General features: G+C 62.6%; 23 protein-coding genes. 8 read left to right on the top strand and 15 right to left on the bottom strand.

Going from position 1 to position 26,450, the window contains the following annotated elements:
• Positions 1-29 precede the first annotated feature (29 nt).
• Positions 30-728 carry a glutathione S-transferase family protein gene (locus tag SR858_RS07525; RefSeq protein ID WP_019922134.1) on the bottom strand — a complete coding sequence of 233 codons (699 nt, stop codon included), beginning with the start codon at positions 726-728 and terminating at the stop codon, positions 30-32.
• A 179-nt stretch (positions 729-907) separates the two neighbouring features.
• On the opposite strand from SR858_RS07525, the gene SR858_RS07520 reads away from it, so the two are divergent.
• The 4 genes from SR858_RS07520 (at position 908) to SR858_RS07505 (ending at position 4,782) form a co-directional block, all read left to right on the top strand.
• Positions 908-1,690: a MipA/OmpV family protein gene (locus SR858_RS07520; RefSeq protein WP_019922133.1), complete on the top strand. Its 783-nt coding sequence runs from the start codon at positions 908-910 to the stop codon at positions 1,688-1,690.
• Between the two features lie 115 nt (positions 1,691-1,805).
• A complete protein-coding gene (locus tag SR858_RS07515; RefSeq protein WP_019922132.1) occupies positions 1,806-2,360 on the top strand; it encodes a hypothetical protein in 555 nt (184 codons plus the stop codon).
• Between the two features lie 106 nt (positions 2,361-2,466).
• A complete protein-coding gene (locus SR858_RS07510; RefSeq protein WP_154819868.1) occupies positions 2,467-4,368 on the top strand; it encodes an AI-2E family transporter in 1,902 nt (633 codons plus the stop codon).
• A 63-nt stretch (positions 4,369-4,431) separates the two neighbouring features.
• Positions 4,432-4,782, top strand: a complete 351-nt coding sequence (locus SR858_RS07505) for a YkvA family protein (protein ID WP_019922130.1) — start codon at positions 4,432-4,434, stop codon at positions 4,780-4,782.
• On the opposite strand, the gene phoR is transcribed toward SR858_RS07505, so the two are convergent.
• The 7 genes from phoR to pstS form a co-directional block, all read right to left on the bottom strand.
• Positions 4,779-6,104, bottom strand: a complete 1,326-nt coding sequence (gene phoR / locus SR858_RS07500) for a phosphate regulon sensor histidine kinase PhoR (RefSeq protein WP_019922129.1) — start codon at positions 6,102-6,104, stop codon at positions 4,779-4,781. The two genes, SR858_RS07505 and phoR, sit on opposite strands and share 4 nt — an antisense overlap.
• A gap of 4 nt (positions 6,105-6,108) precedes the next feature.
• On the bottom strand, positions 6,109-6,801 hold the full coding sequence (phoB, locus tag SR858_RS07495) for a phosphate regulon transcriptional regulator PhoB (RefSeq protein ID WP_019922128.1): 693 nt from the start codon (positions 6,799-6,801) through the stop codon (positions 6,109-6,111).
• Positions 6,802-6,809: 8 nt separating this feature from the next.
• Entirely contained in the window at positions 6,810-7,520 is a 711-nt protein-coding gene (phoU, locus tag SR858_RS07490) for a phosphate signaling complex protein PhoU (protein WP_019922127.1), read from the bottom strand.
• Between the two features lie 34 nt (positions 7,521-7,554).
• Positions 7,555-8,361 (bottom strand): phosphate ABC transporter ATP-binding protein PstB, encoded by an 807-nt coding sequence (gene pstB / locus SR858_RS07485; protein WP_019922126.1) that lies wholly within the window; start codon positions 8,359-8,361, stop codon positions 7,555-7,557.
• A 34-nt stretch (positions 8,362-8,395) separates the two neighbouring features.
• Complete coding sequence (gene pstA, locus SR858_RS07480; RefSeq protein WP_019922125.1) at positions 8,396-9,283, bottom strand: phosphate ABC transporter permease PstA; 888 nt, start codon at positions 9,281-9,283, stop codon at positions 8,396-8,398.
• Complete coding sequence (gene pstC, locus SR858_RS07475) at positions 9,280-10,326, bottom strand: phosphate ABC transporter permease subunit PstC (RefSeq protein WP_019922124.1); 1,047 nt, start codon at positions 10,324-10,326, stop codon at positions 9,280-9,282. Before pstC ends, pstA begins: the two co-directional genes overlap by 4 nt.
• Before the next feature lie 101 nt (positions 10,327-10,427).
• Entirely contained in the window at positions 10,428-11,474 is a 1,047-nt protein-coding gene (pstS, locus tag SR858_RS07470; protein ID WP_026637338.1) for a phosphate ABC transporter substrate-binding protein PstS, read from the bottom strand.
• Positions 11,475-11,789: 315 nt separating this feature from the next.
• On the opposite strand from pstS, the gene ppk1 reads away from it, so the two are divergent.
• Both ppk1 and sixA read left to right on the top strand, forming a co-directional pair.
• Positions 11,790-13,883 (top strand): polyphosphate kinase 1, encoded by a 2,094-nt coding sequence (gene ppk1, locus SR858_RS07465; RefSeq protein ID WP_019922122.1) that lies wholly within the window; start codon positions 11,790-11,792, stop codon positions 13,881-13,883.
• 67 nt (positions 13,884-13,950) lie between these two features.
• Positions 13,951-14,415, top strand: coding sequence for a phosphohistidine phosphatase SixA (gene sixA / locus SR858_RS07460; protein ID WP_019922121.1), 465 nt, complete (start codon positions 13,951-13,953; stop codon positions 14,413-14,415).
• 25 nt (positions 14,416-14,440) lie between these two features.
• Here sixA and SR858_RS07455 read toward each other — a convergent pair whose 3' ends face one another.
• Together SR858_RS07455 and fliD are read right to left on the bottom strand one after the other, a co-directional pair.
• Complete coding sequence (locus tag SR858_RS07455; RefSeq protein ID WP_019922120.1) at positions 14,441-15,550, bottom strand: polyamine ABC transporter substrate-binding protein; 1,110 nt, start codon at positions 15,548-15,550, stop codon at positions 14,441-14,443.
• 77 nt (positions 15,551-15,627) lie between these two features.
• A complete protein-coding gene (gene fliD / locus SR858_RS07450; protein WP_019922119.1) occupies positions 15,628-17,031 on the bottom strand; it encodes a flagellar filament capping protein FliD in 1,404 nt (467 codons plus the stop codon).
• A gap of 369 nt (positions 17,032-17,400) precedes the next feature.
• On the opposite strand from fliD, the gene SR858_RS07445 reads away from it, so the two are divergent.
• Positions 17,401-19,482, top strand: a complete 2,082-nt coding sequence (locus SR858_RS07445) for a TonB-dependent siderophore receptor (protein ID WP_322534517.1) — start codon at positions 17,401-17,403, stop codon at positions 19,480-19,482.
• Positions 19,483-19,530: 48 nt separating this feature from the next.
• Here SR858_RS07445 and SR858_RS07440 read toward each other — a convergent pair whose 3' ends face one another.
• The 4 genes from SR858_RS07440 to alr form a co-directional block, all read right to left on the bottom strand.
• The gene (locus SR858_RS07440) at positions 19,531-20,922 is read right to left on the bottom strand and encodes a CoA transferase (protein WP_026637337.1); all 1,392 of its coding nucleotides are present in this window, start codon (positions 20,920-20,922) and stop codon (positions 19,531-19,533) included.
• A 305-nt stretch (positions 20,923-21,227) separates the two neighbouring features.
• A complete protein-coding gene (locus tag SR858_RS07435) occupies positions 21,228-21,548 on the bottom strand; it encodes a PilZ domain-containing protein (RefSeq protein WP_040377810.1) in 321 nt (106 codons plus the stop codon).
• 62 nt (positions 21,549-21,610) lie between these two features.
• Positions 21,611-22,987, bottom strand: coding sequence for a DNA repair protein RadA (gene radA, locus SR858_RS07430; protein WP_019922115.1), 1,377 nt, complete (start codon positions 22,985-22,987; stop codon positions 21,611-21,613).
• A gap of 2 nt (positions 22,988-22,989) precedes the next feature.
• Complete coding sequence (alr, locus tag SR858_RS07425) at positions 22,990-24,093, bottom strand: alanine racemase (RefSeq protein WP_019922114.1); 1,104 nt, start codon at positions 24,091-24,093, stop codon at positions 22,990-22,992.
• Between the two features lie 141 nt (positions 24,094-24,234).
• On the opposite strand from alr, the gene lplT reads away from it, so the two are divergent.
• Positions 24,235-25,497: a lysophospholipid transporter LplT gene (gene lplT / locus SR858_RS07420; protein WP_019922113.1), complete on the top strand. Its 1,263-nt coding sequence runs from the start codon at positions 24,235-24,237 to the stop codon at positions 25,495-25,497.
• On the opposite strand, the gene SR858_RS07415 is transcribed toward lplT, so the two are convergent.
• Entirely contained in the window at positions 25,494-26,381 is an 888-nt protein-coding gene (locus tag SR858_RS07415) for a DUF1853 family protein (protein WP_019922112.1), read from the bottom strand. The two genes, lplT and SR858_RS07415, sit on opposite strands and share 4 nt — an antisense overlap.
• Positions 26,382-26,450: the final 69 nt, after the last annotated feature.

Genomic DNA, 26,450 nt, shown 5'->3' with positions numbered 1-26,450 from the left:
GTGCGCACCGTGCGGCACTGCACCAACCCCTACAGGAAGCGCTCGGGAATCCCGGCCACGAACGGGTACAGCGGGAAGTACGGTTTTGCTTCTTCCAGCACGCGGCGCACTGACGGGCGCACCACCAGCCGCTCGAAGTACGACTGCAGGTTGGTGTACTCCTCGGGGAACGGCAACAGCGTGGCGGCGTAGAACAGCGCCGGCGCCGCCGCGCAGTCTGCCAGGCTGAAGTGCTCGCCGCTCATCCACGAGCGGCTGGCCATGCGCTTCTCGATCATCTTGTAGGCGGTCTTGAGCTTGGTGCGCTCCTTGGTGCGGTCGCACTGCATGCCGGTCAGGTGGCCGGTGACGATGGTCTGCACCGGCACCTGCACGTAATTGTCGAAGAACCGGTCCCACAGCCGCACGTCGAGCGCGGCGTCCCAGTCGGCCGGGATCATCGGCTGCGGGCCGGGAAAATGGTGGTCCAGGTACTCGATGATGATCGAGGTTTCCGGGATGTCGCGCATGCGCTCGTGGTCGCGGATCACCGGGAACTTGCAGATCGGCCACATGGCCGTGAGCTCGGCGCGGTCGGCATCCTCGCCCACGTTGATGACGCGCTTGTCGAACCCGGTGCCGTTTTCGTACAGCGCGATCAGCACCTTGTGGCAGAACGACGCCAGCGGGTGGTAATACAGCGTGAGCGCGGGCTGGGGTGAGGAATGTAGTGCTGGGGTATCAGGCATGGCAGCTCCAGGAGACGCGGCATCGGCAGGCGATACCAGTGAATTCGCCAAATGATACTTGAAATGCCGATGCACCTGCGGTGTCGGCGTCTGGCGCGGTTTGTGACACACTGCCACCCGTCCCAGCCGGCACGTCCAGATGCCAGCAGACTCCGAACCACTCTTTCCAGGAAATCATCATGCGTTACAGCCTCAAGTTAGCCCCCCTGTTCGTCTCCCTGTGCGCTGTCGGCGCCGCCGGCCATGCCGCTGCCCAGGCCGCTCCGGAAGGTACGCTGGTTGGCATCGGCATCGGCTATGTGCCCGAATACGCCGGCGCCGACGACAACCACCTGGTGGGCGCTCCCATCCTCGACCACAGCTTCGGCAACGGCTTCTTTGCCAGCACCCGGCGCGGCCTCGGTTACCAGACCGCTGCCGGCGGCTTCGGTCTCTCGGCCGCGCTCGGCTATGGCGGCAAGCGCGACGAGCACAAGCGCAACTTCGGCGCCGGTTCCGATGACTTGCGCGGCATGGGTAAAGTCCATGGCGGCGCGCTGGCCCTGCTGACGGCTACCTACCAGGTCGGCACCATCGGCCTGTCGCTCAGCACCGCCCAGGCCCTGTCCAGGCGCGACAACGGCAGCACTTACACCATCGGCGCGTCCACCCCGTTCTATACCAGCGCCAGCGACCAGTTGTCGTTCAACGCCTCCGCCGTCTATGGCGACAACAAGCATGCGCAAACCTACTACGGCGTCACCGCCACCCAGAGCGCGCGCTCGGGCTACGGTAGCTACCGCGCCGAACGCGGCTTCGAAAACATCAACGTCGGCGTCAACTGGAACCACGCGATCGACGCGCGCTGGTCGGTCACCAGCGCCGCCGGCTTGACCCGCATGGTCGGAGATGCCGCCGACAGCCCGCTGACCAAGCGCAAGACCACGCCGATGGTGACGACCGGCCTGGTCTACAAGTTCTAGGCAATCGCGGTGAATGGCGCGAGCGACTATCGTAGTTGAAAGTCAATGTTTACCAAAAGAATTACTTTCGTGCTAACCTGCCGTTGGTCTTCCTCTCATTCACCAAGGAGTTGTCATGTCGCGCATCGAAGGTTCGGCTTCGTTCAAGATCCAGGGCCCAGTCACTTCTATCGGCCAGTTGGTCGAGCAGAAGAAAATGGTGGCATTCAAGCTACCCGAGCACTTGCAGGCCGAACTGGCCCAGCACGACCAGCAGATGGAAGCACGCCAGCAAGCGAACCAGGCGGCGGCCGCTGCCAACCCTGACCGGGTGTTCGCCCAGATCGTCAAGAATGGCCAGGTCGTCGCCATGGTGTACGACAGCGGCAGCGCCTACACCCAGCAGAACGTGCCGGGTCTGAAACTGACCGAAGACTTTGCCGGCCAGAGCCTGGCCGACCGCCGCCTGGCCGAGCTGATGCGCGCCGTACCCGGCACGGTGATTTACGATAATTTCCTGCCGCTGCCGGGCCAGACCAGTGCCACTGACATCACATCGTCGTCCAAGGTGGACCAGTCGCTGTTACCGAAGGTGACTGCACGCGGCCTGAGCGACATGGTGGACGAGATCAACGCCGCCCGCGACGCGGCGATGCTTGCGGCAGGCATTACTCAGAAAAAGGCCGGCTGACTCTGTTGCGTCCGGTAAATTCGATTGACACCGTGCACCCCATAATCTAGGCTCGACAAGGCAGGTGCGTCGTCCTGCGTCACGCTCACGATTTTCAGGGAACACGGTGTCAGATTCATTACCAGCTCGCGCATTACCCAACGCCGTTGTCGGCCTGGTCGGCACCGCCACCGTCCTGGCCCTGTTGTATTTCGGCCGCGACGTGCTGATCCCGATCACCCTCGCCTTCATCCTGAGCTTTTTGATCGCGCCATTCGTGCGGGCATTGCGCCGCGTGGGACTGGGGCCGACCGCCTCGGTGCTCACCGGCGTGGCCGTGGTAGCGGCCGTGGTGCTGATGGCCGGCGCGGTGATCGTCACCCAGGTCACGCGCCTGGGCGCCAGTCTGCCGCAGTACCAGGACACCATCGCCACCAAGCTCGAAGTGCTCAACGAGATCACGCGCGGCACCATTGGCAGCATCGGCGGCCCGGCCGGGCAACTGATCGAGCACCTGACCCAGAATTCAAGCGATGAGTTCGGCAAGGCGCCAAAGCCGCGCCTGGCCAGCGATGGCACCACGCCGGTGCTGGTGGAAATCCACGAACCGGACTTGAAGCCCTTGCAAATTCTCTCCAAGGTGGTCGCTTCGGTGTGGCCGCCGCTGGAGACGGCCGGCATCGTCTTCATCGTGCTGATCTTCGTGCTGCTCGAACATGAATCGCTGCGCGACCGCTTCATCCGGCTGGCAGGCGGCGAAGACTTGCGCGCCACCACGGTCGCGGTCAACGATGCCGGCGAGCGGCTGTCGCGCTTTTTCATCTCGCAATTCGCAGTCAATGCGTGCACCGGGCTGGTGATCTGGATCGGGCTGTCGATCATCGGCCTGTCGCAGGCGCTGCTGTGGGCGGCGATGACCGCCGTGCTGCGCTACGTTCCCTACGTCGGCTTCTGGATCGCCGCGCTGTGCGCCACGCTGCTGGCCGCCGCGATCGACCCGGGCTGGTCGCTGGCGCTGATGACATTCGGCATCTTTTTGGTCGTGGACATCGTGGTCGCGCAAACCGTCGAACCCAAGCTGTACGGCCACACGACCGGGCTGTCGCCTCTGTCGGTGGTGGTGGCGGCGATATTCTGGAGCTGGATCTGGGGCCCGGTCGGCCTGGTGCTGTCCACGCCGCTCACCCTCTGCCTGGTAGTGGCCGGCCGGTACATCCGGGCTTTGAAAGTGCTGGAAATCATGTTCGGAGAATTGCCGGCCCTGACCTTGCCGCAGAATTTTTACCAGCGCGCCTTGTCGGGCGACGCCCACGAGATCATTGCGGCGGCGCGGCGCTACATGCGCAAGAAGACGCTGGCCCAGTACTGCGACAGCGTGCTGGTGCCGGCACTGCACCTGGCCAACTTCGACCTGCGCGGCAAGACCATCACGGCCGATGAACAGGCCAAGGTCACCAGCGCCATCATTACCGTGATCGAGACGCTGAGCGACCGCAAGTCGTGGTGGCGCCGCCCCAAGGCGCCCAAGGCCGGCAAAGGCAGCTCGGCGCTGGCCGGCATGGGCATCGGGCGCCAGCTGCGCGAGCGGCGCATCTCGGCCACCGGCGAATGGCAAGGCTCGTTCGACATCCCGCCCGGCAGCCTGATCCTGAGCGTGGGCCTGGCGACGTCGTACGACGAGCTGGCCACCGAGATCCTGGTGCGCATCATGCGCGACCAGAAACTCGACGCCCGCAGCATGAGCAGCGAAGACATCGACGAGCCGCTGCCGCCCGAAGCCACTGCCGAGCTGGTATCCATCGTGTGCCTGGTGACGGTCGATCCGGTCAACGATACGCCGCAAATGCGCCAGCTGATGGCCGAGCTGCGGGTGCGCCTGCCGCACGCCAAGCAGTTGGCGGTGCTGCTGCCCAGCCCGTTCGGCAACCGCGACCTCAAGGACTGCGACTTCCCGCAGGCCGACCACGTGTCCGCTTCGTTCGAGGATGCGCTTAATACTTGCTTGCGGGCCATGCCGCGCAAGAGTTAGGGCGACGCCCAAGCGCAATTACCGCTACCATAGACCGCATCATCATTTGAACTGGGATACACGATGGCAAAGACCGACAACGCTGCCGACTACACGGCGCAGTATTCCGACGACGGCTTCTGGGGCAAGGTCAGGGGCTACGCCAAGACGGCGGGCCGTGGCGTGCTGGAACCGGCACTGAAAATGTATTACTCGGCCACCGACCCGGACACGCCGCGCTGGGCCAAGGCCACCATCTATGGCGCGCTCGGCTATTTCATCTCGCCGCTGGACGGCATACCGGATTTGCTGCCGGTGGTCGGCTACAGCGACGACCTCGGGATACTGGTGGCAGCGCTGGGCGCGGTGGCCGTGTACATCAAGGACGAACACACGGCCAAGGCCCGCGCCACGCTGACGCAGTGGTTTGACTAGGCAGCGGCTGGACTGAGCAGCAGTTCGGCCTGCTTCGGCACGATCGCGCTCCTGGGCAGGCAAACGATAAAGGTGCTGCCCTTGCCTGCTTCCGACTTGATTTGCAAGGTGCCGCCATGGCGCAGCAGCACGTGCTTGACGATCGCCAGGCCCAGGCCGGTGCCCTGGGTTTCGCGCGAACGGCTCTTGTCCACCCGGTAGAAACGCTCGGTCAGGCGCGAAATATGCTCGGGGCTGATGCCGATGCCGGTGTCTTCCACCTTGAATTTGATGCCCCCCTCGAACTCGCGCCACACCAGGGCGATCTTGCCGCCGGCCGGCGTGTAGCGGACCGCGTTGGAGGCCAGGTTGCCGAAGGCGCTATGCAATTCCTCGTAGCTGCCCACCACGTCGGGGCCGTCGATCTGCAAGGTGATCTCATGCTTGCCGGCCGATAAGGCGCGGGCGTCGCTGGCCACCTGCTCCATCAGGCGCCGCACATCGACGGTTTCGGGCCGCATCGGGTAATCGACCGATTCCAGCCGCGACAAGGTCAGCATGTCCTCGATCAGGTGCTGCATGCGGTGACCCTGCTCCGTCATCAGTTTCAGGTGGGCGTTGCGGGTGGCCACGTCCAGCCCTTCCGAGGCGGCAATTTCCAGGAAACCGACGATCACCGTCAGCGGCGTGCGCAGCTCGTGCGAGGCATTGGCGATGAAGTCGCGCCGCATTTCCTCGATGCGCTCGGTCTCGGTGGCGTCGTGCGTGACCAGGATCTGGCGGCGGTTCTCGAACGGAATGATGTGCACGATGAGTTTGCGCTCGCGGAAGCTGATCGTCAGCGGCTGCTCGTAGCGGCCGAGGATGATGTAATCCATGAAGTCCGGGTTGCGCACCAGGTTGGTCACGCGCATGCCCTTGTCGCGCTCGTGCGTGAGGCCCAGGTGCTTCTCGGCAGCAGGGTTGCACCACTCTAAAAACAGCACGTCGTCCATGATCACCACGCCGTCGGGCAGCAAGTGCATGGCCTGGCGGAAACGCGCCAGCCACTCGGTGAGCTCGGTCTGGTTTTTTTCGTCGTCGCGCCGCATGCGGTACAGGCGCGAGAAGATATTGGTCCAGGCGCCCCAGCCGTCGGGCAGCTTGGCGCTTTGCGGGTCGTCCATCCAGTTGCTGAGCTGGTACAAATACGACAGCTGCACGAACACCATCACCATCGTCGCCAGCAAGGCCACGACAACACCGGTCATCCAGCCGAACATCCAGCCCAGCAAGGCGCAGCCCGCCGCAACGAGCGCGGTGCGCAAGGCGGCGGGTACCCAGAACAGCAGTTTTGGATTCATGGGACTAGGTTTTCTCCGACAACATGTAACCGACGCTGCGCACGGTCTTGATCAGGTGCTCGGCTTCTTTCAAGGCTTTGCGCAGGCGCAGCACGTGGACGTCCACCGTGCGTTCCTCAATCACCACGTGGTCGCCCCACACCTTGTCGAGCAGCTGGCTGCGCGAGAACACGCGCTCCGGGTGCGCCAGCAGGAACTTCAGCAGCTTGTATTCGGCGTGGCCGATGTCGATCTTCTGGTCGTCCATCGACACCGTGCAGCTGACCGGGTCGAGCGCGATGTTGGCGGCGCGCATGGTCGATTGCGCATGCTCCGGGCTCTTGCGGCGCAGCAGCGCGCGCGCCCGGGCCAGCAGCTCGCGCGGCGAGAACGGCTTGGTGACGTAATCGTCGGCGCCGGTGTTCAGGCCCGCCAGCTTGTCCTCTTCCATGCTTTTTGCGGTAAGCATGATGACCGGGATTTCCTGGAAATTGCGGTCGGAACGGATGCGCGCCAGCAGGCGCAAGCCGGTTTGATCCGGCAACATCCAGTCCAGCAAGATCAGCTGCGGGGTGCGGGTCTGGATGAACTCCCAGGCCTCGCCCACGCTTTGCACCGCGCAGCAGTTCCAGCCTGCCTCACGCAGCGAAAAAGTCACCAACTCGACAATCGCCGGTTCATCTTCCACGATCAGTACGGTGGTTTTATCAGATGCCATATGCTTGTTTATGCAGGTTCAATGTTGTCTTCGATGGCAGGCACCGACTTGGTGTGGCGGATGTCCTTGCCTTCCACTACGTAAATCACGTACTCGGCGATGTTCTTGGCATGGTCACCGATGCGCTCGATGGCCTTGGCCACCCACAGCGTGTCCAGAGCGGCCGAAATCGTGCGCGGATCTTCCATCATGAAGGTGATCAGGTTGCGCATGATCGAACGGAATTCGTGGTCGATCACGGCATCCTGGGCGATCAGTTTCAGCGCTTGCACACCGTCGTTGCGCGCAAACGCGTCAAGCGCGTCGTGCAGCATGTCGCTGGTGTTGTTGGCGATATTGCGCACCATTTCGTAATGGTTGACGGTGGCCGTGCCGCGCGAATGCAGGGCCTTGGCGGTGCGGGCGATCTTGGTTGCTTCGTCGCCGATGCGTTCCAGGTCGGTGATCACCTTGATGGTGGCCATGATGGTGCGCAGGTCGTTGGCGGCCGGCTGGCGGCGCACGATCAGGTGGCTGCAGGCGTCGTCGAGCGACACTTCGAGCTGGTTGACGGTGTCGTCCTCGCGCATCACGCGGTCGGCGCGTTCCGGGTTGCCGATGCGGAAGCAGGTCATGGCGTCGAGGAACTGGGTCTCGACGATGCCGCCCATCAAGAGCACCTTGGAGCGGATGGCTTCGAGTTCGTTATCGTATTGTTTGGATGAGTGCTCACCGATCATGCTGATTCTCCGTATTGACGTATTATAAGTTCGATCAGCCGAAGCGGCCGGTGATGTAATCCTGGGTTTCCTTGCGCGCAGGATTCATGAAGATCTGGTCGGTCTCGCCGAACTCCACCAGCTCGCCCAAATACATGTAGGCGGTGTAGTCCGAGCAACGCGCGGCCTGCTGCATATTGTGGGTAACGATGGCGATCGTGTAGTCTTGCTTGAGTTCGCTGATCAGTTCTTCCACTTTCGAGGTCGAGATCGGATCCAGCGCCGAGGTTGGCTCGTCGAGCAGCAGCACGTCCGGTTTCACCGCCACGCCGCGCGCGATGCACAGGCGCTGTTGCTGGCCGCCCGACAGCGACAGGCCGCTCTTGGTCAGCTTGTCTTTTACTTCGCCCCACAGCGCGGCTTTTTTCAGCGCCCATTCCACGCGCTCGTCCATCTCGCCTTTCGACAGGTCTTCGTACAGGCGCACGCCAAAGGCGATGTTGTCGTAGATCGACATCGGGAACGGGGTCGGCTTCTGGAACACCATGCCGATTTTGGCGCGCAACATGTTCAAGTCCTGGCCGGCGTCGAGAATGTTACGGCCGCGGTACATGATCGAACCTTCGGCGCGCTGACCAGGGTACAGGTCGTACATGCGGTTGAGCGTGCGCAGCAAGGTCGATTTGCCGCAGCCCGACGGGCCGATGAAGGCGGTGACCTGGCGCTCGTGGATGTTCAGGTTGACGTTGGTCAGGCTCTGGGTCTTACCGTAGAAAAAATTCAGGTTCGAGATGGCGATGGTGGTGCGCTTGCCGGCGCCTGCTGGCGCGGTGGTCGTTTCTGGGCTCAGTTGCGTATTCATTATGTGTCGATCGCTTTATGTAAGTGGTCGCTAATTAGTTTGGAATTTTTTGGCTGAACATGGTGCGCGAGACGATGTTGAGCGCCAGAACACTGAAGGTGACCAGCAGCGCGCCGCCCCAGGCCAGTTCGCGCCAGTTGTCGTATGGGCTCATGGCAAAGCCGTAAATCACGACCGGCAGGTTGGCCATCGGGCCGTTCATGTCCTTGCTGAAGAACTGGTTGTTCAGGGCGGTGAACAGCAGCGGTGCGGTTTCGCCCGAGATGCGGGCCACGGCCAGCAGCACGCCGGTGATCACGCCGGCTTTCACGGCGCGCAAGCGCACCGTCATCGCCACTTTCCAGCGCGGCGCGCCGAGGGCGAACGCCGCTTCCAGCAGGCTGCTCGGTACCAGGCGCAGCATGTTGTCGGTGGTGCGCACCACGACCGGCACGGCAATCAGGGCCAGCGCGATCGAACCGGCGTAACCGGAGTAATGGTTGGTGGTGGCCACGTAGGCAGCCCACACGAACATGCCGATCACGATCGACGGGGCGGAGAGCATGATGTCGGTAACGAAGCGGGTGACGGCAGCCAGCTTGTTCTCGTTGCCGTACTCGGCCAGGTACATGCCCGCCAGGATGCCGATCGGCGTGCTCACCAGCGTGGACAGGCCGACGATCATGAAGCTGCCGAAGATGGCGTTGGCCAAACCGCCGCCTTCGCTGCCCGGCGCCGGGGTGCTTTCGGTGAACATGTTCACCGACAGGGCGCTAAAGCCGTTGATGACCAGGGTGACCAGGATCCAGGCCAGCACGGCCAGGCCCAGCGACATCGCCAGCACCGACATGGCGATGCCCACGCGGTGGCGGAACAGGCGCTTGCGGTACACCTTGTTCATCGGAACAATCGGTTCCTGCGGGTTGATGGCGGCTTGGTTCATTTGAGGCCTTCCTTGCGGGACATGCCAACCAACATCAGTTTGGCGGCGGACAGGACGATAAAGGTGATGACAAACAGGATCAGCGCCAAGGCGAACAGCGACGACGTGTGCAGCACGGTGTCCGATTCGGCGAATTCGTTGGCCAGCGTCGAGGCGATCGAGTTACCGGCAGCGAACAGCGAGAACGACAGCTTGTTGGCGTTACCGATCACGAAGGTCACGGCCATGGTCTCGCCCAGGGCGCGGCCCAGGCCCAGCATCACACCGCCGACCACGCCGGTCTTGGTGTAAGGCAGCACGATCTTGCGCACCACTTCCCAGCGGGTGCAGCCCAGGCCGTACGCCGATTCTTTCAATACAGCCGGCACGATCTCGAAGACGTCGCGCATCACCGACGAGATGAACGGGATGATCATCACGGCCAGGATCAGGGCGGCGGTCAGGATGCCGATGCCCATGGTGGGGCCGCTGAAGAATGGTCCGATGATCGGCAGCACGCCCAGCGTGCTTTTCAGGAACGGTTGCACGTAGTCGCCGAACAGCGGGGCGAACACGAACAGGCCCCACATGCCGTAGATGATCGACGGCACGCCGGCCAGCAGTTCGACGGCGGTGCCGAGCGGACGGCGCAGCGAGGCGGGGCAGATTTCGGTGAGGAACAGCGCGATACCAAAGCTGATCGGGAACGCGATCAGCAGGGCGATGCCGGAGGTGGCCAGGGTACCGACGATGGCGATCATGGCGCCGTACTGGTCGTTGACCGGATCCCACTCGACGCGGGTGATGAAGCCGGGACCGAACTCCTTGAAAGCCGGCCAGGCGCCGACCATGAGCGAAATGATGATACCCAGCAGCACCAGCAGCACCGACAGCGCGAACAGCATGGTGGTTTTGTGGAAGAAGAAGTCCTGGATGCGCTGCTTGCGCATGGTCCGCATCATCGACTGCATGGCGGCTTGTTCAGCAGCGGTGGCCTGCGCGGTACTGAATTGCGAGGCCGGCTCCGGTTTTGGAATTGGCGTGGTAGTGATGTCAGCGCTCATATTGTTATCTCGGGAAGGTAAGCTAGCCTGCGATGTCCACATGGGCACCGCAGGCTAACCCCCTCACCGCCTTGTGTTGCAGGCGGTGAAGGGAATCAGGATTAGTAGATGGCCTTGCCCGAAGCGTCTTTCAGGTTGGCTTTCCAGGAATCCTGCACCAGTTTCACCACCGAGTCAGGCAGCGGTACGTAGTCCAGTTCAACAGCCGACTTGCCGCCGTTTTTGAAGGCCCAATCGAAGAATTTCACGACTTCCTTGCCCTTGTTGGCGTCCGGTTGCACTTTGTGCATCAGGATGAACGACACGCCGGTGATCGGCCACGAGTTTTTACCAGCCTGGTCGGTCAGCACGACGCCGAAGCCCGGGGTCTTGGTCCACTCGGCGTTGGCGGCTGCTGCCTTGAAGAACTCGTCGTCAGGTTGCAGGAAGTTGCCGTCCTTGTTTTTCAGCTGGGTGTGCTGCATCTTGTTTTTCTTGGCGTACGCCCACTCGACGTAGCCGATCGAACCCTTGATACGCTGCACGTTGGCGGCAACGCCTTCGTTACCCTTGCCGCCCACGCCCACGATCCATTTCACCGCGGTGCCGGCGCCGATTTTCGATTTGAAATCAGGGCTGGTTTTCGACAGGTAGTCGGTGAACAGGAACGAGGTGCCCGAACCGTCGGCGCGGTGCACCACGGTGATGTCTTCTGCTGGCAACTTGACGCCGGCGTTTTGTGCGGCGATTGCCGGGTCGTTCCACTTGGTGATCTTGCCCAGGTAGATGTCGGCCACGATCGGACCGGTCAGTTTCAGTTGACCTGGGGCCATGCCTGGAACGTTGACTACGGTCACCACGCCGCCCATGATGGCCGGGAACTGCATCAGGCCTTCGGCGTCGAGGTCTTCCGCTTTCATCGGGGCATCCGAGGCGCCGAAATCGACGGTCTTGGCTTTGATTTGCTTGATGCCAGCGCCCGAACCGACGGACTGGTAGTTCAGGCCATTGCCGGTAGAGGCTTTGTAGGTCTCAGCCCATTTTGCGTAGATTGGGTATGGGAAGGTCGCGCCGGCGCCGGTCATATCGGCAGCGGTGGCAGCGGACGAGAGAGCCATCATGGCGCAGGCACCGACTACCAGGGAAGAGATCAGTTGTTTCATTCGCATTTCAAAGTCCTTTGTTATGACAGGTTAGGATGCTGCGAAGTCTAACCGGCCAATATGACAGGTTTATGACATCGAGAAAAAATGTCCAAAAAGAAGTTTTTTGCCGAGTGACAGCCCTCTTCCCTATGAAAACAAGTGCATGTCATGCGCGAATAACGTGATTGTGACACGTCCATGTCATAAAAGACGGGCAGTTTTGGCGGTTTATGACAGCGTGTGTCACAAACTTGTCATAATTGGTCTTTACACTGTTGCATCATTCTTCTGTTGAATTACAGGCTAGAATTACCTTATCTGCAAAGTGACCCAAGAGACATGAAGCCTGATGTGCATGCCGAAGTCGGCAAGAATTCCGCGTTCCTCGACCGCGAGCTGTCGCAACTGATGTTCAATCGCCGGGTGCTGGCGCAAGCCGAAGACAAGAGCATCCCGTTACTCGAGCGGTTGCGTTATTTATGTATTGCCAGCAGCAACCTCGATGAATTCTTTGAAGTACGCGTCGCCAGCCTGCTGGCCGCCGCCGGCACCGATGGCGTGCTGGCCACCCACCCCGCCCTGCTTGCCACCCTCTCCCGCATCAGCAACGAATGCCACGCGCTGGTCACCCACCAATACAATATTCTCAACCAGGAAGTACTTCCCGAGCTGGCCGCCAGCGGCGTGCACCTGGTGCGCCACAACGAACGCACCGAGGCCGAGCGCGCCTGGGTCAAGGACTATTTCGACACCGAAGTGCGGCCGCTGCTCACGCCGATCGGGCTCGATCCGGCCCACCCGTTCCCGCAGGTGGTCAATAAAAGCCTGAACTTCATCGTCTCGCTGTCAGGCAAGGACGCTTTCGGCCGCGGCACGGCGATTGCCATATTAAAAGCGCCGCGCGTGCTGCCGCGCGTGATCCGCCTGCCCGACGGGCTCTCCAACCGTGGCGGCGTGTCGTTCTGCCTGCTGTCGTCCGTGATCCACGCGCATATCTCGGACCTGTTTGCCGGGCGCGAAGTAATTGCCTATTCGCAGTTCCGCGTCACCCGCGACAGCGACTTGTGGGTCGATGAAGACGAGGTCAAAAACCTGCGCCAGGCGCTCAAGGGCGAGTTGCAGGGCCGCCAGTTCGGCACCTCGGTGCGCCTCGAAGTGGCGATCAACTGCCCGCCCGAGCTGTCGCAGTTCCTGCTCGACCAGTTCGGCCTGCAGCAAAGCCGGCTGTACGCGGTGAACGGCCCGGTCAACCTGGTGCGGCTCACCGAGATCATGGACCACGTGGAAGATCCGTCGCTGCGCTTCGCGCCGTTCTTCCCCGGCAGCGCGCAAAAGCCGGGCAGCGCCGACATCTTTGCCGCCCTGCGTGCGCACGACATCCTGCTGCACCACCCGTTCCAGTCGTTCCAGACTGTCATCGACTTCATTCGCAGCGCGGCCCACGATTCCGCCGTGGTGGCGATCAAGCAGACGATATACCGCACCGGCATGAATTCCGACCTGATGGAAGCGCTGATCACGGCCGCCCGCGCGGGCAAGGAAGTGACCGTGATCGTGGAACTGAAGGCGCGCTTCGACGAAGAAGCCAATATCAACTGGGCCGACAAGCTCGAGCAAGCCGGCGCCCAGGTCGTGTACGGCGTGGTGGGCCTGAAAACCCACGCCAAGGTGGCGCTGGTGATCCGCCGCGAGGAAGGCAAGCTGAAGTATTACGCCCACCTGGGTACCGGCAACTACCACCCGACCACCACCAAGTTCTACACCGACTTCGGTTTGCTGACCTGCCACCCGGGCATCAGCCAGGAGGTCAACGAGGTATTTATTCACCTCACCAGCCTGACCAAGCCGCACCGGCTCACCCACTTGTGGCTGGCGCCGTTCGCCTTGCAGAACGAAATCATCAAGGCGATCCGCAACGAGGCGCGCATCGCGCGCAGCGGACGTCCGGGCCGGATTATTGTTAAGATGAACGCGCTGGTGGACGAATCGGTGATCCGCGCGCTGTACGCGGCGTCCAAGGACGGTGTCAAGATCGACCTGATCGTGCGCGGCGCCTGCACCCTGAAGCCGGGCGTGCCGGGGCTGTCGGAAAATATCAAGGTGCGCTCGATCATCGGCCGCTTCCTCGAACATAGCCGCATCTATTATTTCCGCAACGACCTGGCGCACGACGTCATGCTCTCGAGCGCGGACTGGATGAGCCGCAACCTGTTCCGCCGCATCGAGGTCGCCTTCCCGATCCTGGACAAGGCACTCAAGCGGCGCGTGATGTCGGAAGGGTTGAACCCCTACCTCAAGGACAACCGCAACGCCTGGGAACTGGAACCGGACGGCCACTACCAGCGCCGCAAGGCACGCGGCAAGCAGGGCGGCTTCTCCGCCCAGCAGCATTTGATGGAGACGCTGGGCATGCCCGGCGCAATGATCGAGTAATCATCTGGAGCGCCGGGAGGTGCTTCACAGGGATCTGATTTCACCAACTTGTATCGAGGAGAAACATATGGATCTCATTTTGTGGCGGCACGCGGAGGCCGAAGACGCGGCGCCCGGCATGTCCGACCTGGAACGCGCGCTGACCGGCAAGGGTGTCAAGCAGGCGCGCCGCATGGGCCAGTGGCTCGATTCGCAACTGCCCGACAGTTGCCGCATCCTGGCCAGCCCGGCCGTACGCACCCTGCAAACGGTGGAAGCGCTGGGCCGCAAGTTCAAGCTGCACAACGACCTGGCGCCGGGCGCCGACCCGGCCGACATCCTGAAAGCGGTCAACTGGCCCGGTAACAAGGATTCGGTGCTGGTGGTAGGCCATCAGCCGACCCTGGGCATGGTGGCAGCGCTGCTGCTGACGGGCGAAGACCTGGACTGGGATATCCGCAAGGCCAGCGCCTGGTGGTTTGCCCAGCGCGAGCCGGGTGACCCGGGCAGCGTGTATCTGAAGGCGGTGATGAGCGCGGACCTGGTCAAATAACCAGGCCCGCGTTCGGGGAACGGGCTTAGCGGCCCGTCTTGAACTTGGTGTAAGTGCGGGTAATCACGCGGCGGATATCGGCCGGCACCGACTCCGGCGCGGCCATGCGCTGCTTGTCCGCATCGGACAGGAACACGGTCTTGTTGCCGGCGATATCCTTGCGCACGAACTTCATGCTGGCCGTGTTCGGGTTGGCGTAGAACACCTTGTTGGTCAGGCTGGCATGCACTTCCGGGCGCATGATGTAGTTGATCCACAGGTGGGCGTTGTTCGGGTGCGGGGCGTCGGCGGGAATGGCCATGGTGTCGAATACCAGCGCGGCCGGGGTTTTCGGTACCAGCACCTCGATCACATTGCCGTTCTTGGCGTCGAGCGCGCGTTGGCGGGCGATATTGATGTCGCCCGACCAGCCCAGCGCCACGCACACGGCGCCATTGGCCATGTCGTTGATATAGCCGGACGAACTGAACAGGGTGACGTTGGGACGGATGGTTTGCAGCAGCTTGCCAGCTTCCGCATAGTCGGCAGCGTTTTTCGAGTACGCCGGTTTGCCGAGATACATCAGCGCGGCCGGCAATACTTCGGACGGCGAATCGAGGAACGACACGCCGCACGATTTCACCTTGGATGCATACTTGGGATCGAACACCAGGTCCCAGGCATTGGCCGGCATCGGCATGCCGCCGAGCGCGGCTTTCACCTTATTGACGTTGATGCCGACCGTGGTGTAACCCCACAGCCAGTCCACCAGGTATTCGTTGTTCGGGTCGATGCTGGCCAGCTTGGCCTGGATCGCCGGATCGAGGTTTTTCAGGTTGGGCAGCTTCGATTTGTCGAGCTTGCGCAGCAGCTTGCCTTCGATTTGCAGGCGCGCCCACTGGGCGGTGGGCACCACGATGTCGTAGCCCGACTTGCCGGCCACGAGCTTGGAGTTCAGGATTTCGTTGTTGTCGAACACATCATAGCGCACCTTGATGCCGGTCTCTTTCTCGAAATTCTTGACCGTGTCTTCCGCGATGTAGTCGGACCAGTTATAGATGTTGAGGACTTTTTCCTCTTGCGCCTGAGCCAGACCAGTCACCATCGATCCGGCCACTGCGGCCACCGCCAGCACGCCAACGAACTTTCCTGCCATAACACCTCCGAGTGGGATTCATACACAAGCCGTGATGATCCGGCATCGGGCCGTTACGTGCAAGCGGTTCGTTTGGATTAGCCGAGCAAATCGAACAAGGTGCCGGTGGACCCGGTGCTGCCGGTGCCGAACATGCCGCCGCCGGTGCCGGTCTGCGACTGCGCCGAGTACAGCGCCGCCAGCGCGGTGGCCTGGGCGGTGAGTGCCTTGGTCAGCGCGGCACGCTTGGTGTTGGTGGCGTCGAGCTCGCGGTTGACCTGGGTGGTTTCGCGGCTGATCACGCTGTTCTTGTCGGTAAACGAGGTCGCTTTCGCGCCCATCAGGTCGGCCAGGCCCTTGCCGTCGTTGGTAAACAGCTTGGCGACCTGCGACGAGTCGGCAGTGATGGCTGCCTGCATTTTCTTGTCGTCGATCACCAGGTTGCCGTCCTTGTCCTGGCTGATGCCGGCCGCCGCCAGCGCCGACGAGGACACGTTGCCGCCCCCCGTTTTGAGCAGCAGGTCCATCTGCATGGTGACCTGGCCCAGCGCGGTGTCGCCCTTGAGGGCGCCGCCCGCCAGGGTTTTCAGCTTGCTGTTGAGGTCGTTGTAGGCGGCCACGAAGGTCTTGAGGTTGTCGCCGATCTTGCTGGCATCCTGGCTGATGGTGATGTCGGCCTTGCCCTTGCCAGTGAGCGTAAGCGCGGCGCCGTCTATGCCCTTGTTCTTGTCCAGCGTGTTGCTGGCGCTCTTGATCTCCTTGCCATCGACCGTGAGGATGGCGTCCCGGGCGGCCGTGGTCTGCTTGAAGCCCTGCTTACCTTTTTCGTCGGGATCGTAGCCGAGCAGGTTTTTCAGCGCGCCGTCGCCACTGACGCTGATGCGCATGCTGTTGGCCTCGCCGTTCTGGCCGGCGATCGACAGCGACACCTTGCCATCGTCGCCCTTGGCCACCGTGACGTCCACGCCCGCGGCCTTGAAGGCGGCAGCGATGCCTTCAACGGTGTTGTTGGTGCTGTCGATGGAAATGGTCTTGCTGGTGGCGGTGCCGTTGGTCGTAAAGCCCTTGTCGCCGGCCGTGCCGAAGTCGATCTTGACGGTGGTGGGCGCGCCGGTGCCGACCTTGGCGGTGGCGGAGCTGAATTCGCCGCTGGTGAGGAACTGGCCCTGCGCCAGCTGCTGGATGTTGATCGCATACGTACCGGCCTTGGCGCCGCCGGTCGACGTGGCGGTGAGGACGGTTTTATCGGAACTGGCGGCCGAAGTGGACAGGCCGCTGCCGGTCAATGCCGCAGCGATCGACTGGAAACTGCCCAGCGCACTTTGCAACTGGCCCAGGCCGGAGAGCTTGGTCTGGCTGCTGGCCAGCGCGGCGTTGAGCCTGGTCGCGCCATTGTTCTGCGACATCATAGTCTGCTCGACGCGCTTGTACACGTCGGCGCTGATCGATGAGGTGGTGCTGGCAGTGTTGGTGGCAGAGCTGGTGAGCGGATTGATGGCCATAGCGGGGTCTCGGCTGTTTTCGGCAGTTATATATACCAATAGTATGCTACAGAAACTCTATTTCAAAGCAATGAACAGGCGGCCAATTTCGCTTCTATCCGTCGGTGCCGTGGAAAACGAACCTCTTCCTTCTGCATCATTGACTTTCATTGCACAATTAACGGCTTGCCGTTGACTTTAGAATGCGAATCGTTATCATTATTGTTTTCGCCTAAAAGTTTTCATTTTTATTCTACCAACAGGACTACAGCAAACATGAATCAGCAAGCACACGCCCGCACGGGTCTTACCCTCAATCGTCTCGCGGTCGCTGTCGCGCTTGCCATGCCGTTACTGGTCCAGGCACAGACCGCCGGACAGGATGCTGTATTGCAACAAGTTGAAGTGTCGGCTCAAAAAACCGATGACACCACCGGCACTTACAATGTCGGTCGTACCCGCTCGGCAACGCCGCTGGACATGTCGCTGCGCGATACGCCGCAATCGGTGACCGTGATCACCCAACAGCGCATCCAGGACCAGTTCCTGCAAAACGTCACCGATGTCATCAACAACGTGGCCGGCGTCTCGGTCAACCAGTACGAAACCCACCGCGGTGGTTTCACCTCGCGCGGTTTCGACATCGACAACCTGCAAATCGATGGCGTGCCCACCACCTGGCAACAACAATGGAGCGGCGGCGAGACCCTGTCCAGCCTGGCAACTTATGACCGCGTGGAAGTCGTGCGCGGCTCCACCGGCCTGATGACCGGCGCCGGCAACCCGTCCGCCTCGATCAACCTGGTGCGCAAGCGCGCCACCAGCAAGGTGCTCACCGGGTCGGCCGACGTGTCGGTCGGCAGCTGGAGCGACCGCCGTGGCCTGGTCGACGTTTCCACCCCGCTCACCAAGTCGGGCAATGTGCGCGCCCGCGTGGTGGGCGAAATCCACAAGGCCGACAGCTACGTCAACTCGCTCAAGACCGACGACAACACCATTTATGCTACCGTCGAAGCCGACCTCACGCCTTCCACGCTGGTATCGGTCGGCTTCAGCCGCCAGACCACCGATCCGAACGGCCCGATGTGGGGCGGCCTGCCATTCTGGTACAGCGATGGCACGCAAACCAACTGGGATGTATCCAAAACGTCCACCGCCAACTGGACCAAGTGGGAAACCTCGTATAACAACGCCTTTGCCAACCTCGAACACACGTTCGACAACGGCTGGAAACTGCGCGCATCCTACACCGACAGCGTGCGTAAATCGGACTCCGCCTTGCTGTACCTGTCGGGCACGCCGGACCGCGTGACCGGCCTGGGCATGTTCGCCTTCTCCGGCGCCTACGTCACCGAGACCAAGCAGCAGGACGCCGGCATTCAACTGAACGGCTCGTTCAACCTGGGCGGCCGCAAGCATGACGCCGCCTTCGGTTACACCCACTCGAAGCAAAAGTTCAACTCCAACAGCCGCGCTGCCGACTTCGGCACTGCCGACTCGTCGGTCGGCAACTTCAACAACTGGAATCCGGCCGCCTACCCTACACCGACCTGGGGTCCCGAGACGTTCTACGAGCGCAGTGAAACCACCCAGGACGGCCTCTACGGCGTGGGCCGCTTCTCGCTGGCCGATCCGCTCAAGCTGATCGTCGGCGCACGCGTCACCAAGTACGAGAAATCGGGCACCGGCCTGTACACCACTGCCTACAACATCAAGCATGACAACGAAGTCACGCCATATGCCGGCCTGGTGTACGACATCAACAGCACCTTCTCGGCGTACGGCAGCTACACCGAAATCTTCCAGCCGCAGAACTACAAGGACCTTGCCGGCAACTACCTCGATCCGATCGAAGGCAAAAACAAGGAAATCGGCATCAAGGGCGAATTCCTCGACGGCCGCGTGAACGCGTCGTTCGCATTGTTCAAGATTTCGCAGGACAAGCTGGCCCAGGCGGCCGGCAATGTGGTGCGTCCGGGCAGCACGCTGCCGGAAGCGTACTATCGCGCTGCCGACGGCGCCACCAGCGAGGGCTTCGACCTGGAAGTAACGGGCGAAGTGGCGCGCGGCTGGAACGCCAGCGCCAGCTACACCCACTACAGCGCCAAGGATGCCGACGGCCTGCCGTTCAACAGCATCTATCCGCGCGACCTGTTCCGCGTGTTCACCACCTACGACCTGTCCGGCCCGCTGGCCGGCGTCACCGTGGGCGGCGGCATCAACTGGGAAGGCAAAACCTACACCACCGACCCGGCCGCGCCTGCCGGCAACACCACCAACAACCAGATCCTGCAAGACTCGTTCGCGATGGTCAACCTGATGGCGCGCTACGAGATCAACAAGAACTGGTCGGCGCAGCTGAACGTGGACAACTTGACCGACAAGAAACACCTGGCCATGTTTGCCGCGTACAACCAGATCACGTATGGTGCGCCACGCCGCGTGACGGCTGCGCTCAAATACCGTTTCTGATGTCCTGATGCACTAACTGCAGCCGGCGCCTGGAGCGCCGGCTTTTTTTTATGGCGCGCGCCACCGTGCCGGCGCCGACCCGAGGTCGCTGGCGCCACGCTGCCACGCCATCGCCATGCCGTCGATCACCGCCGGCGGGCGCAACCGCCGGGCCGGGCCCCAGTCGGTATGCTCGAGTTCCGGTGCGTAATCGTCGGCTGCAACCGGCGCCAGCGGCTGGGCGCTGATATCGCCGGGCGCGGTCATCAACAACGCCGCCGTGCGCGCCAGCGACAGCCGCGCCCGGGTTGACCGCTGCTGCGTCGCCTTGACGATCAGGCCGCGCACCACGGCGGCGGCCATCAGGTAACCGGTCGCGTGATCGAGCGCCTGCACCGGCAGCGGTACCGGTTTGCCGGCGCCGCTGGCCTGCATGCCGTGCTCGGCGATGCCGCAACTCATCTGCAGCAGGCTATCGAAACCGCGCCGGCCGGCCCACGGGCCGCTCCAGCCATAGGCGTCGAGGCTGACATCGACCAGGCCGGGATTGACTTGCCGGCGATGTGCCTCGCCGTAGCCCAGCCGTGCCAGTGCTTCGGGGCGGTAACCATGGACCAGCACGTCCGCCCCGGCCAGCAACAGCTCGAACTCGGCGCGATCGGGCGCATGATGCAAGTCCAGCCGGGCGCAGCGCTTGCCGGGCGTGACTTCAGGAATCACGCCCGGTTCGTTCCAGTCCGGCGCATCGATGCGCAGCACGTCGGCGCCGTAACCGGCCAGGAAGCGCGTGGCGATGGGGCCGGCCAGCACCCGCGTCAAATCCAGCACCTTGAGGCCCGCCAACGGCCGCGCCGCCGTGCCGGTCAAGCCAGCCTGCGCGTTGCAGGGCTGGCTGTCAAACGCGATCAGCGGCTCGGCGGCAACTGCCAGTCCTTGCGGATGGACGCGCCAGTCGTCGGCCGAGCGCATCTGCGCGGCGCAACCGCCGTTGGCGACGACTGCCGCCTCCAGCGCCGCCCCTGGCCACCTGGCGACCGCCCGTTCCACGGCCTGCCGGTCCGGCCCGCAACCGAGCACATCGAGCGCAGCGTCGCGGTGGTGCGGCGCATTGGTGTGCAGCCGTATCCAGCCGTCCTGGCACGCATAGTCGCCGGCCACCGCATCCCACAAGGCCGGTCGCTCCCAGCCGACCGGCGCCAGCGACCAGCCGAACCATAGCGAAGCAAGACGACGGTCCACGCACACCGGCGCCTGCGCCCCGCCCTGCAGCGTGGCCAGCTCGCGCACCGCCAGCGCCGCCGCCCCGATCGAGGCGGCAGCGAGATCGGTGACCGCGTAGTACGATGACAAGTTGCCGTGGCCGGTAAACGTGACGGCGCCGCTTGCCGGCGCCGGCAGTTCCAGCGCCGCCCAGATGGCGGCCAGCAAATGATGCGATTGAGGATGAGAGTCGTCAGCCATGCAAGCCCCGGAAGATTGATCGTGTGCCGAGCTTAGGCTGCTGCGTGGGTGCAGTCAATCTTCAATAAAAACCTTGGCGGTATCGGCAGGATACGCTGCACGATATCCTGCACGAAACGACGGCAGCAACGCCGTACAAATGCTATACACTGAAGTCGATTTGGCACTTCCAGGGAGTATGCAATGGGAACGCTCACCATACAAATAGATGATGACGATATGGCGTGGTTCGCCAAGCCTTACCAGATCAGCAAAGGTCAGATCGTCTCAATCAAACCGCCTCCGCCGTAGCAAGATTTACATTCTCAGCGCAGGAACTTGTTGACGGTCGCCATGGTCCCGAGGTCCGGGTTGACGAAGGTGAAACCGATCTTGAACTGGTCGCCGCTGAAGATGCAGTAGTTGACCTTGCAGCGGGTGCTGACCAGCTGGCCCTTGCCGTCCATGAACAGTTCGAAGGTGACCTGTCCCATGTGGCCGACCGCCAGCTTATGGTCGAAGGTGAGCGATACACCGATGCCGCTGATATCGATGGTCCGCCCTTGCTGCGGCGGCAGGCCATCCATTACCACCACTGCCTTGGCGCGCACGATCTTGCGTGCGGCGGATCGTTGATCGACTAACAATTTCCCTGTCCTTTATTACGTAAAGAGCACTATTGCTCTTAGAAACACGTAACAATACAGCTTTATTGGATTTCGCGCAGCTTATTGAAAGCATCGTCGATACGATCTACCGCAATGATCGTCATTCCTTCGATCGGTTGCTTGGGCGCGTTGGCGCTCGGGATCATGGCGATCGAAAAACCGAGCTTGGCCGCTTCGCGCAAGCGCTCCTGGCCACGCGGCGCGGGGCGGATTTCACCGGCCAGCCCCACTTCGCCAAACACCACGAAGCCGCGCGGCAGCGGCTTGTTGCGCATCGATGAATTGATCGCCAGCAGCACGGCAAGGTCGGCCGCCGGCTCGGTGATTTTTACTCCGCCCACGGCGTTGATGAACACGTCCTGGTCGAACGCGGCAATGCCGGCATGGCGGTGCAGCACCGCCAGCAGCATGGCCAGACGGTTTTGCTCCAGGCCCACCGACAGCCGGCGCGCGTTGGGCAAGTGGCTGGCATCGACCAGCGCCTGGATTTCCACCAGCAGCGGGCGCGTGCCTTCCTGCGTGACCATCACGCACGAACCGGGCACCTGGTTATCATGTTGCGACAAGAACAAGGCCGACGGATTGGAGACGCCCTTCAGGCCCTTTTCCGTCATGGCAAATACACCGAGCTCGTTGACGGCGCCAAAGCGGTTCTTAATGGCCCGCACCAGGCGGAAGCTCGAATGGTTGTCGCCCTCGAAATACAAAACCGTATCGACGATGTGCTCGAGCACGCGCGGACCGGCCAGCGCACCTTCCTTGGTGACGTGGCCGACCAGGATGATGGTCACGCCGGTCTGCTTTGCTGCACGGGTGAGCTGCGCCGCGCATTCGCGCACTTGCGCCACCGAACCCGGCGCCGAACTGAGCGCATCCGAATACACGGTCTGGATCGAGTCGATCACGGCCACTTCGGGCTTGAGGTCGGCCAGCGTGCCGAGGATTTTTTCCAGCTGTATCTCGGCCTGCAATTTCAGATCGCGGGCGTCGATCATCAGGCGCTTGGCGCGCAGCGCGATTTGCGCACCCGATTCTTCGCCGCTTACATATAACACCCGCTTCATGTGCGACACATTGGCCAGCGCCTGCAACAGCAAGGTCGATTTGCCGATGCCGGGGTCGCCGCCGATCAGCACCACGCCGCCGCTGACCAGGCCGCCGCCGAGCACGCGGTCGAATTCCTCGATGCCGGTGCCGAAACGCGGCACGTCGATGGCGTCGATATCGGCCAGCGACAGCACCGGCGCCGTTTGCGCCAGCGCCAGGTGTTGTGGCTGCGAATAGCGGTTGTTGCCGCCCTGCTCGACCACGCTCTCCACCATGGTATTCCACTGCTGGCAAGCCGAGCACTGGCCGGTCCACTTGGTGGCGATGTTGCCGCACTCGGTGCACACAAAATTGGTTTTTGCCTTGGCCACGGTTATCCCTCTACCACGGCCACGCGCGGCGCCAGCGCACACATCAGCTCATAGCCGATGGTGCCGGCAGCAGTGGCCACCTCGTCGATCGGCAAGCCGTCGCCCCACAGCACCACCTTGCTGCCAACCGTGGCAGCGGGAATGTGCGTGAGGTCCACCGTCAGCATGTCCATCGACACCCGCCCAACCAGGCGCGTGCGTACGCCATCGACGAGCACCGGCGTGTCGAGCGGCGCGTGGCGCGGGTAGCCGTCGGCATAGCCGCAAGCGACCACGCCCACCCGCATAGCGCCATCGGCCGTGAAGCGGCTGCCGTAGCCGACCGCGTCGCCAGCGGCGATGTCCTGCACGCCGATGATTTCGCTGGTTAACGTCATGGCGGGCCGCAGGCCGTAGTCGGCTGCCGACTTGCCGCCCGGGGTGCCACCGTACAGCATGATGCCGGGGCGCACCCAGTCGTTGCGCAACAGGTCTTCCAGTTCGCCCTGGCGCAGCACGCCGGCCGAATTGGACAGGCTGCGCATGCCGGGCAAGCCGGCCGCGCCGGCCTCGAAGCGGCGGATCTGCTCGGCGATCGGCAGCAGCGGATGCTCGGCGTCGTCGGCATTGGCAAAGTGGGTCATCAGGGTGATATTACCCACGCAAGCGAGGGCGACCAGGCGCGCATGGGCTGCAGCAAATGCCTCGGGCTTGAAGCCGAGCCGGTTCATGCCGGTATTCATTTTGAGGTGCAGGTCGAACTTGATGCCGCGCTCGCCAAGGTCGGCGTCGGCCGCTTCCAGCCAGGCCAGTTGCTCGTTGCAATGGACGGCCGACTGCAGGCTGTAACCGGCCATGGTATGCAAGTCCTCGAAACCGAAGAAACCCTCCAATAACAGGATCGGCTTCTTCCAGCCCAGCTCACGCAGGCGGATGGCGTTGTCGAGTTCGACCAGCGCCAAGCCGTCGGCATCGGCGAAGCCACGCATGGCGCGTTCCAGTCCGTGGCCATAGCCATTGGCTTTGAGCACGCCCCAGGCCTTGGCGCCGGGCGCGCAGGCCCGGACAACCGCCAGATTATGCTGCATGGATGCGATGTGGATGGTGGCAAGTATCGGCCTGGGCATGGGGGTTCTCTGCGCTATCTGTGAAGGCGGTATTCTACCAACTGCGTACCAATTGCGCCCGCCGGCGCACCGCTCAATTCTTGGGGTTACGAACAAAGCGTGGTATAAAGCAAGCCAATATAAGCTTTCAGGCAGTCCAGAATGAATCGTGGTTTTTATACCATCATGTCGGCGCAGTTCTTTTCTTCGCTGGCTGACAACGCATTGCTCTTCGTCGCGATTGACCTGTTGATCAACATGAATTCGCCCGGCTGGATCACGCCGCTGCTGAAGCTTTCCTTCACCCTGTTTTACGTCCTGTTGGCAGCATTTGTCGGCGCGTTTGCCGATTCGATGCCAAAAGGCAAAGTCATGTTCGTCTCCAACCTGATCAAGGTTGGCGGTTGCATGCTGATGTTTGCCCACGTTCATCCGCTGGTGGCCTATGCCGTCGTCGGCTTCGGCGCGGCCGTGTATTCGCCCGCCAAGTACGGCATCCTGACTGAACTGTTGCCGGCTGAAAAGCTCGTTGCTGCCAATGGCTGGGTCGAGGGCCTGACGGTGATGTCCATCATCTTCGGCACCGTGCTCGGCGGCGCGCTGGTTGGCGACCGGCTGTCGTCGGTGCTGCTCGGCTTCGACCTGCCATTCATCGACACCGGCATCGAAACCCCGACCGAAGCCGCGCTGTGCGTGGTGGTGGTGATTTATGCGCTGGCCGCCATCTTCAACACCCGCATCCCGGACACCGGCTGCGTGTATGGCCACCAGCAACGCAATCCGATCAAGCTGATCAGCGAATTCGCGACCTGCTGCGGCCTGCTGTGGAAAGACAAGCTGGGCCAGATTTCGCTGGCCGTGACCACCCTGTTCTGGGGCGCCGCGCAGACCCTGCAATTCATCGTCCTCGAATGGGCCAACCGCACGCTCAAGCTGTCCTATGAGCAAGCCACCAGCCTGGTGGGCGTGGTGGCGATCGGCGTGGCGGTCGGTGCGATCCTGTCGGCGCGCAGCATCACGCTGCGCCGCTCGCTGACGGTGATCCCGGTCGGGATTGCCATGGGCGTGATCGTGATGGGCATGACGCTGGTGAAATCGGTGGCGCTGGCGTATCCGCTGCTGGTGCTGGTCGGCTTGCTGGGCGGCTTCTTCCTGGTGCCGATGAACGCGCTGTTGCAACACCGCGGCCACGTCCTGATGAGCGCAGGTCACTCGATCGCGGTACAGAATTTCAATGAAAACCTGTCGATCCTGACCATGCTGGCAGCCTACTCGCTGATGCTGCGCGGCCATATGAACCTGAATGTGATCATCATGATCTTCGGGATGTTCCTGGCGGGGACGATGTTGATGATTCTTCGCCGTCACAAGGCGAATCAGCGCGAGTTTGATTCGGTCTCCTTAATTGGAGAAGCGAAGCACTAAGGCAGTTTGCCGTCGCGGCGGTTTTGCGCGGCGCGGTCGCGCCAGTCGTCGGGCACGATGAAGCCGCGCCGCTGCTCCAGCAGCCACTCCCCTTCCTGCCGCAGCACCGCCACCATGACCGGGGCGGATACCTGCGCCATCTGGCAGTCCAGTTCTGCCTGCAATGCCTCGCGGTCCATGCCAGCGCCAGTCGGCACCTTCAACGGCGCCAACCATTGCAGGCGCGGCATGATGCAAAACTGCTCGCCCGGCAAGTCAACCACTTGCGCCAACGGCATCCAGAAGCCCTGGCAGTGCTCGCGTGAAATGCCAGGCGTCACGCCCGGTGATTGATCGTGCGGATAGAACAGCCAGCCCTTGACCAGCGCCTGCGCCCGGTCCACCGCTTGCGGCAGCAGCGGCTGGGCGGCCGGGTGCTGGGCCAGCGCCAATTGCTTGTCAAAAATCTTGCGCATCTTGGCGCCCAGGGTATCGGCCAGGTTGGGGCCGATCAGGCCGTTGAAGTCGGCGCCGGCGGTGGCCGCGTCCAACAGATAAAACTTGGTGGCGAATTCCAGGTGCACCAGCGCGGCGCCGTCGCGCAGCAGGAAGTCGAACTCGCCCACGGTATCGTTGCGGCTGGCGCGCACTTGCAGGCCGTGCGCCACCAGGGTTTGCCGGCTGGCGAAATAGAAGGCCAGCAGCTTTTCCGCGTACAGGCCCAGGCGGGAATAGTGACGCTCACCGAGCGCGGCGTCGAGCGGCGCCGGATCGAGATCGAGCGCGGCCAGCCAGTCGGCATCACCTGCCGTTACCGGGCCCAGCGTGGCGATCCGGCCCTGCCAGTGCGGTGCGGCGGGGTCCAGCAGGTCGGGGGCATCGAGCAACCATGCCAGCGCCCGCACCCGGGGATGATGCAGGTTGCTCCAGCGTTGGGCGAATCCAGCCTGATAAGAATCCGAACTGGTGGAAGC

Origin of the sequence: Duganella zoogloeoides (genome assembly GCF_034479515.1) — a bacterium.
Classification (GTDB): domain Bacteria; phylum Pseudomonadota; class Gammaproteobacteria; order Burkholderiales; family Burkholderiaceae_D; genus Rugamonas; species Rugamonas zoogloeoides.
This window is presented reverse-complemented; position numbering and strand designations above follow the sequence as displayed.

Bases quoted from the DNA above. Each gene is read 5' to 3' on its own strand.
- lplT (WP_019922113.1), top strand. From the start codon at position 24,235: ATGAATCGTGGTTTTTATACCATCATGTCGGCGCAGTTCTTTTCTTCG.
- alr (WP_019922114.1), bottom strand. From the start codon at position 24,093: ATGCCCAGGCCGATACTTGCCACCATCCACATCGCATCCATGCAGCAT.
- pstA (WP_019922125.1), bottom strand. From the start codon at position 9,283: ATGAACCAAGCCGCCATCAACCCGCAGGAACCGATTGTTCCGATGAAC.
- SR858_RS07515 (WP_019922132.1), top strand. From the start codon at position 1,806: ATGTCGCGCATCGAAGGTTCGGCTTCGTTCAAGATCCAGGGCCCAGTC.
- pstS (WP_026637338.1), bottom strand. From the start codon at position 11,474: ATGCGAATGAAACAACTGATCTCTTCCCTGGTAGTCGGTGCCTGCGCC.
- phoR (WP_019922129.1), bottom strand. From the start codon at position 6,104: ATGAATCCAAAACTGCTGTTCTGGGTACCCGCCGCCTTGCGCACCGCG.
- SR858_RS07505 (WP_019922130.1), top strand. From the start codon at position 4,432: ATGGCAAAGACCGACAACGCTGCCGACTACACGGCGCAGTATTCCGAC.
- fliD (WP_019922119.1), bottom strand. From the start codon at position 17,031: ATGGCCATCAATCCGCTCACCAGCTCTGCCACCAACACTGCCAGCACC.
- phoB (WP_019922128.1), bottom strand. From the start codon at position 6,801: ATGGCATCTGATAAAACCACCGTACTGATCGTGGAAGATGAACCGGCG.
- SR858_RS07525 (WP_019922134.1), bottom strand. From the start codon at position 728: ATGCCTGATACCCCAGCACTACATTCCTCACCCCAGCCCGCGCTCACG.
- sixA (WP_019922121.1), top strand. From the start codon at position 13,951: ATGGATCTCATTTTGTGGCGGCACGCGGAGGCCGAAGACGCGGCGCCC.
- SR858_RS07455 (WP_019922120.1), bottom strand. From the start codon at position 15,550: ATGGCAGGAAAGTTCGTTGGCGTGCTGGCGGTGGCCGCAGTGGCCGGA.
- ppk1 (WP_019922122.1), top strand. From the start codon at position 11,790: ATGAAGCCTGATGTGCATGCCGAAGTCGGCAAGAATTCCGCGTTCCTC.
- pstC (WP_019922124.1), bottom strand. From the start codon at position 10,326: ATGAGCGCTGACATCACTACCACGCCAATTCCAAAACCGGAGCCGGCC.
- SR858_RS07440 (WP_026637337.1), bottom strand. From the start codon at position 20,922: ATGGCTGACGACTCTCATCCTCAATCGCATCATTTGCTGGCCGCCATC.
- SR858_RS07520 (WP_019922133.1), top strand. From the start codon at position 908: ATGCGTTACAGCCTCAAGTTAGCCCCCCTGTTCGTCTCCCTGTGCGCT.
- phoU (WP_019922127.1), bottom strand. From the start codon at position 7,520: ATGATCGGTGAGCACTCATCCAAACAATACGATAACGAACTCGAAGCC.
- pstB (WP_019922126.1), bottom strand. From the start codon at position 8,361: ATGAATACGCAACTGAGCCCAGAAACGACCACCGCGCCAGCAGGCGCC.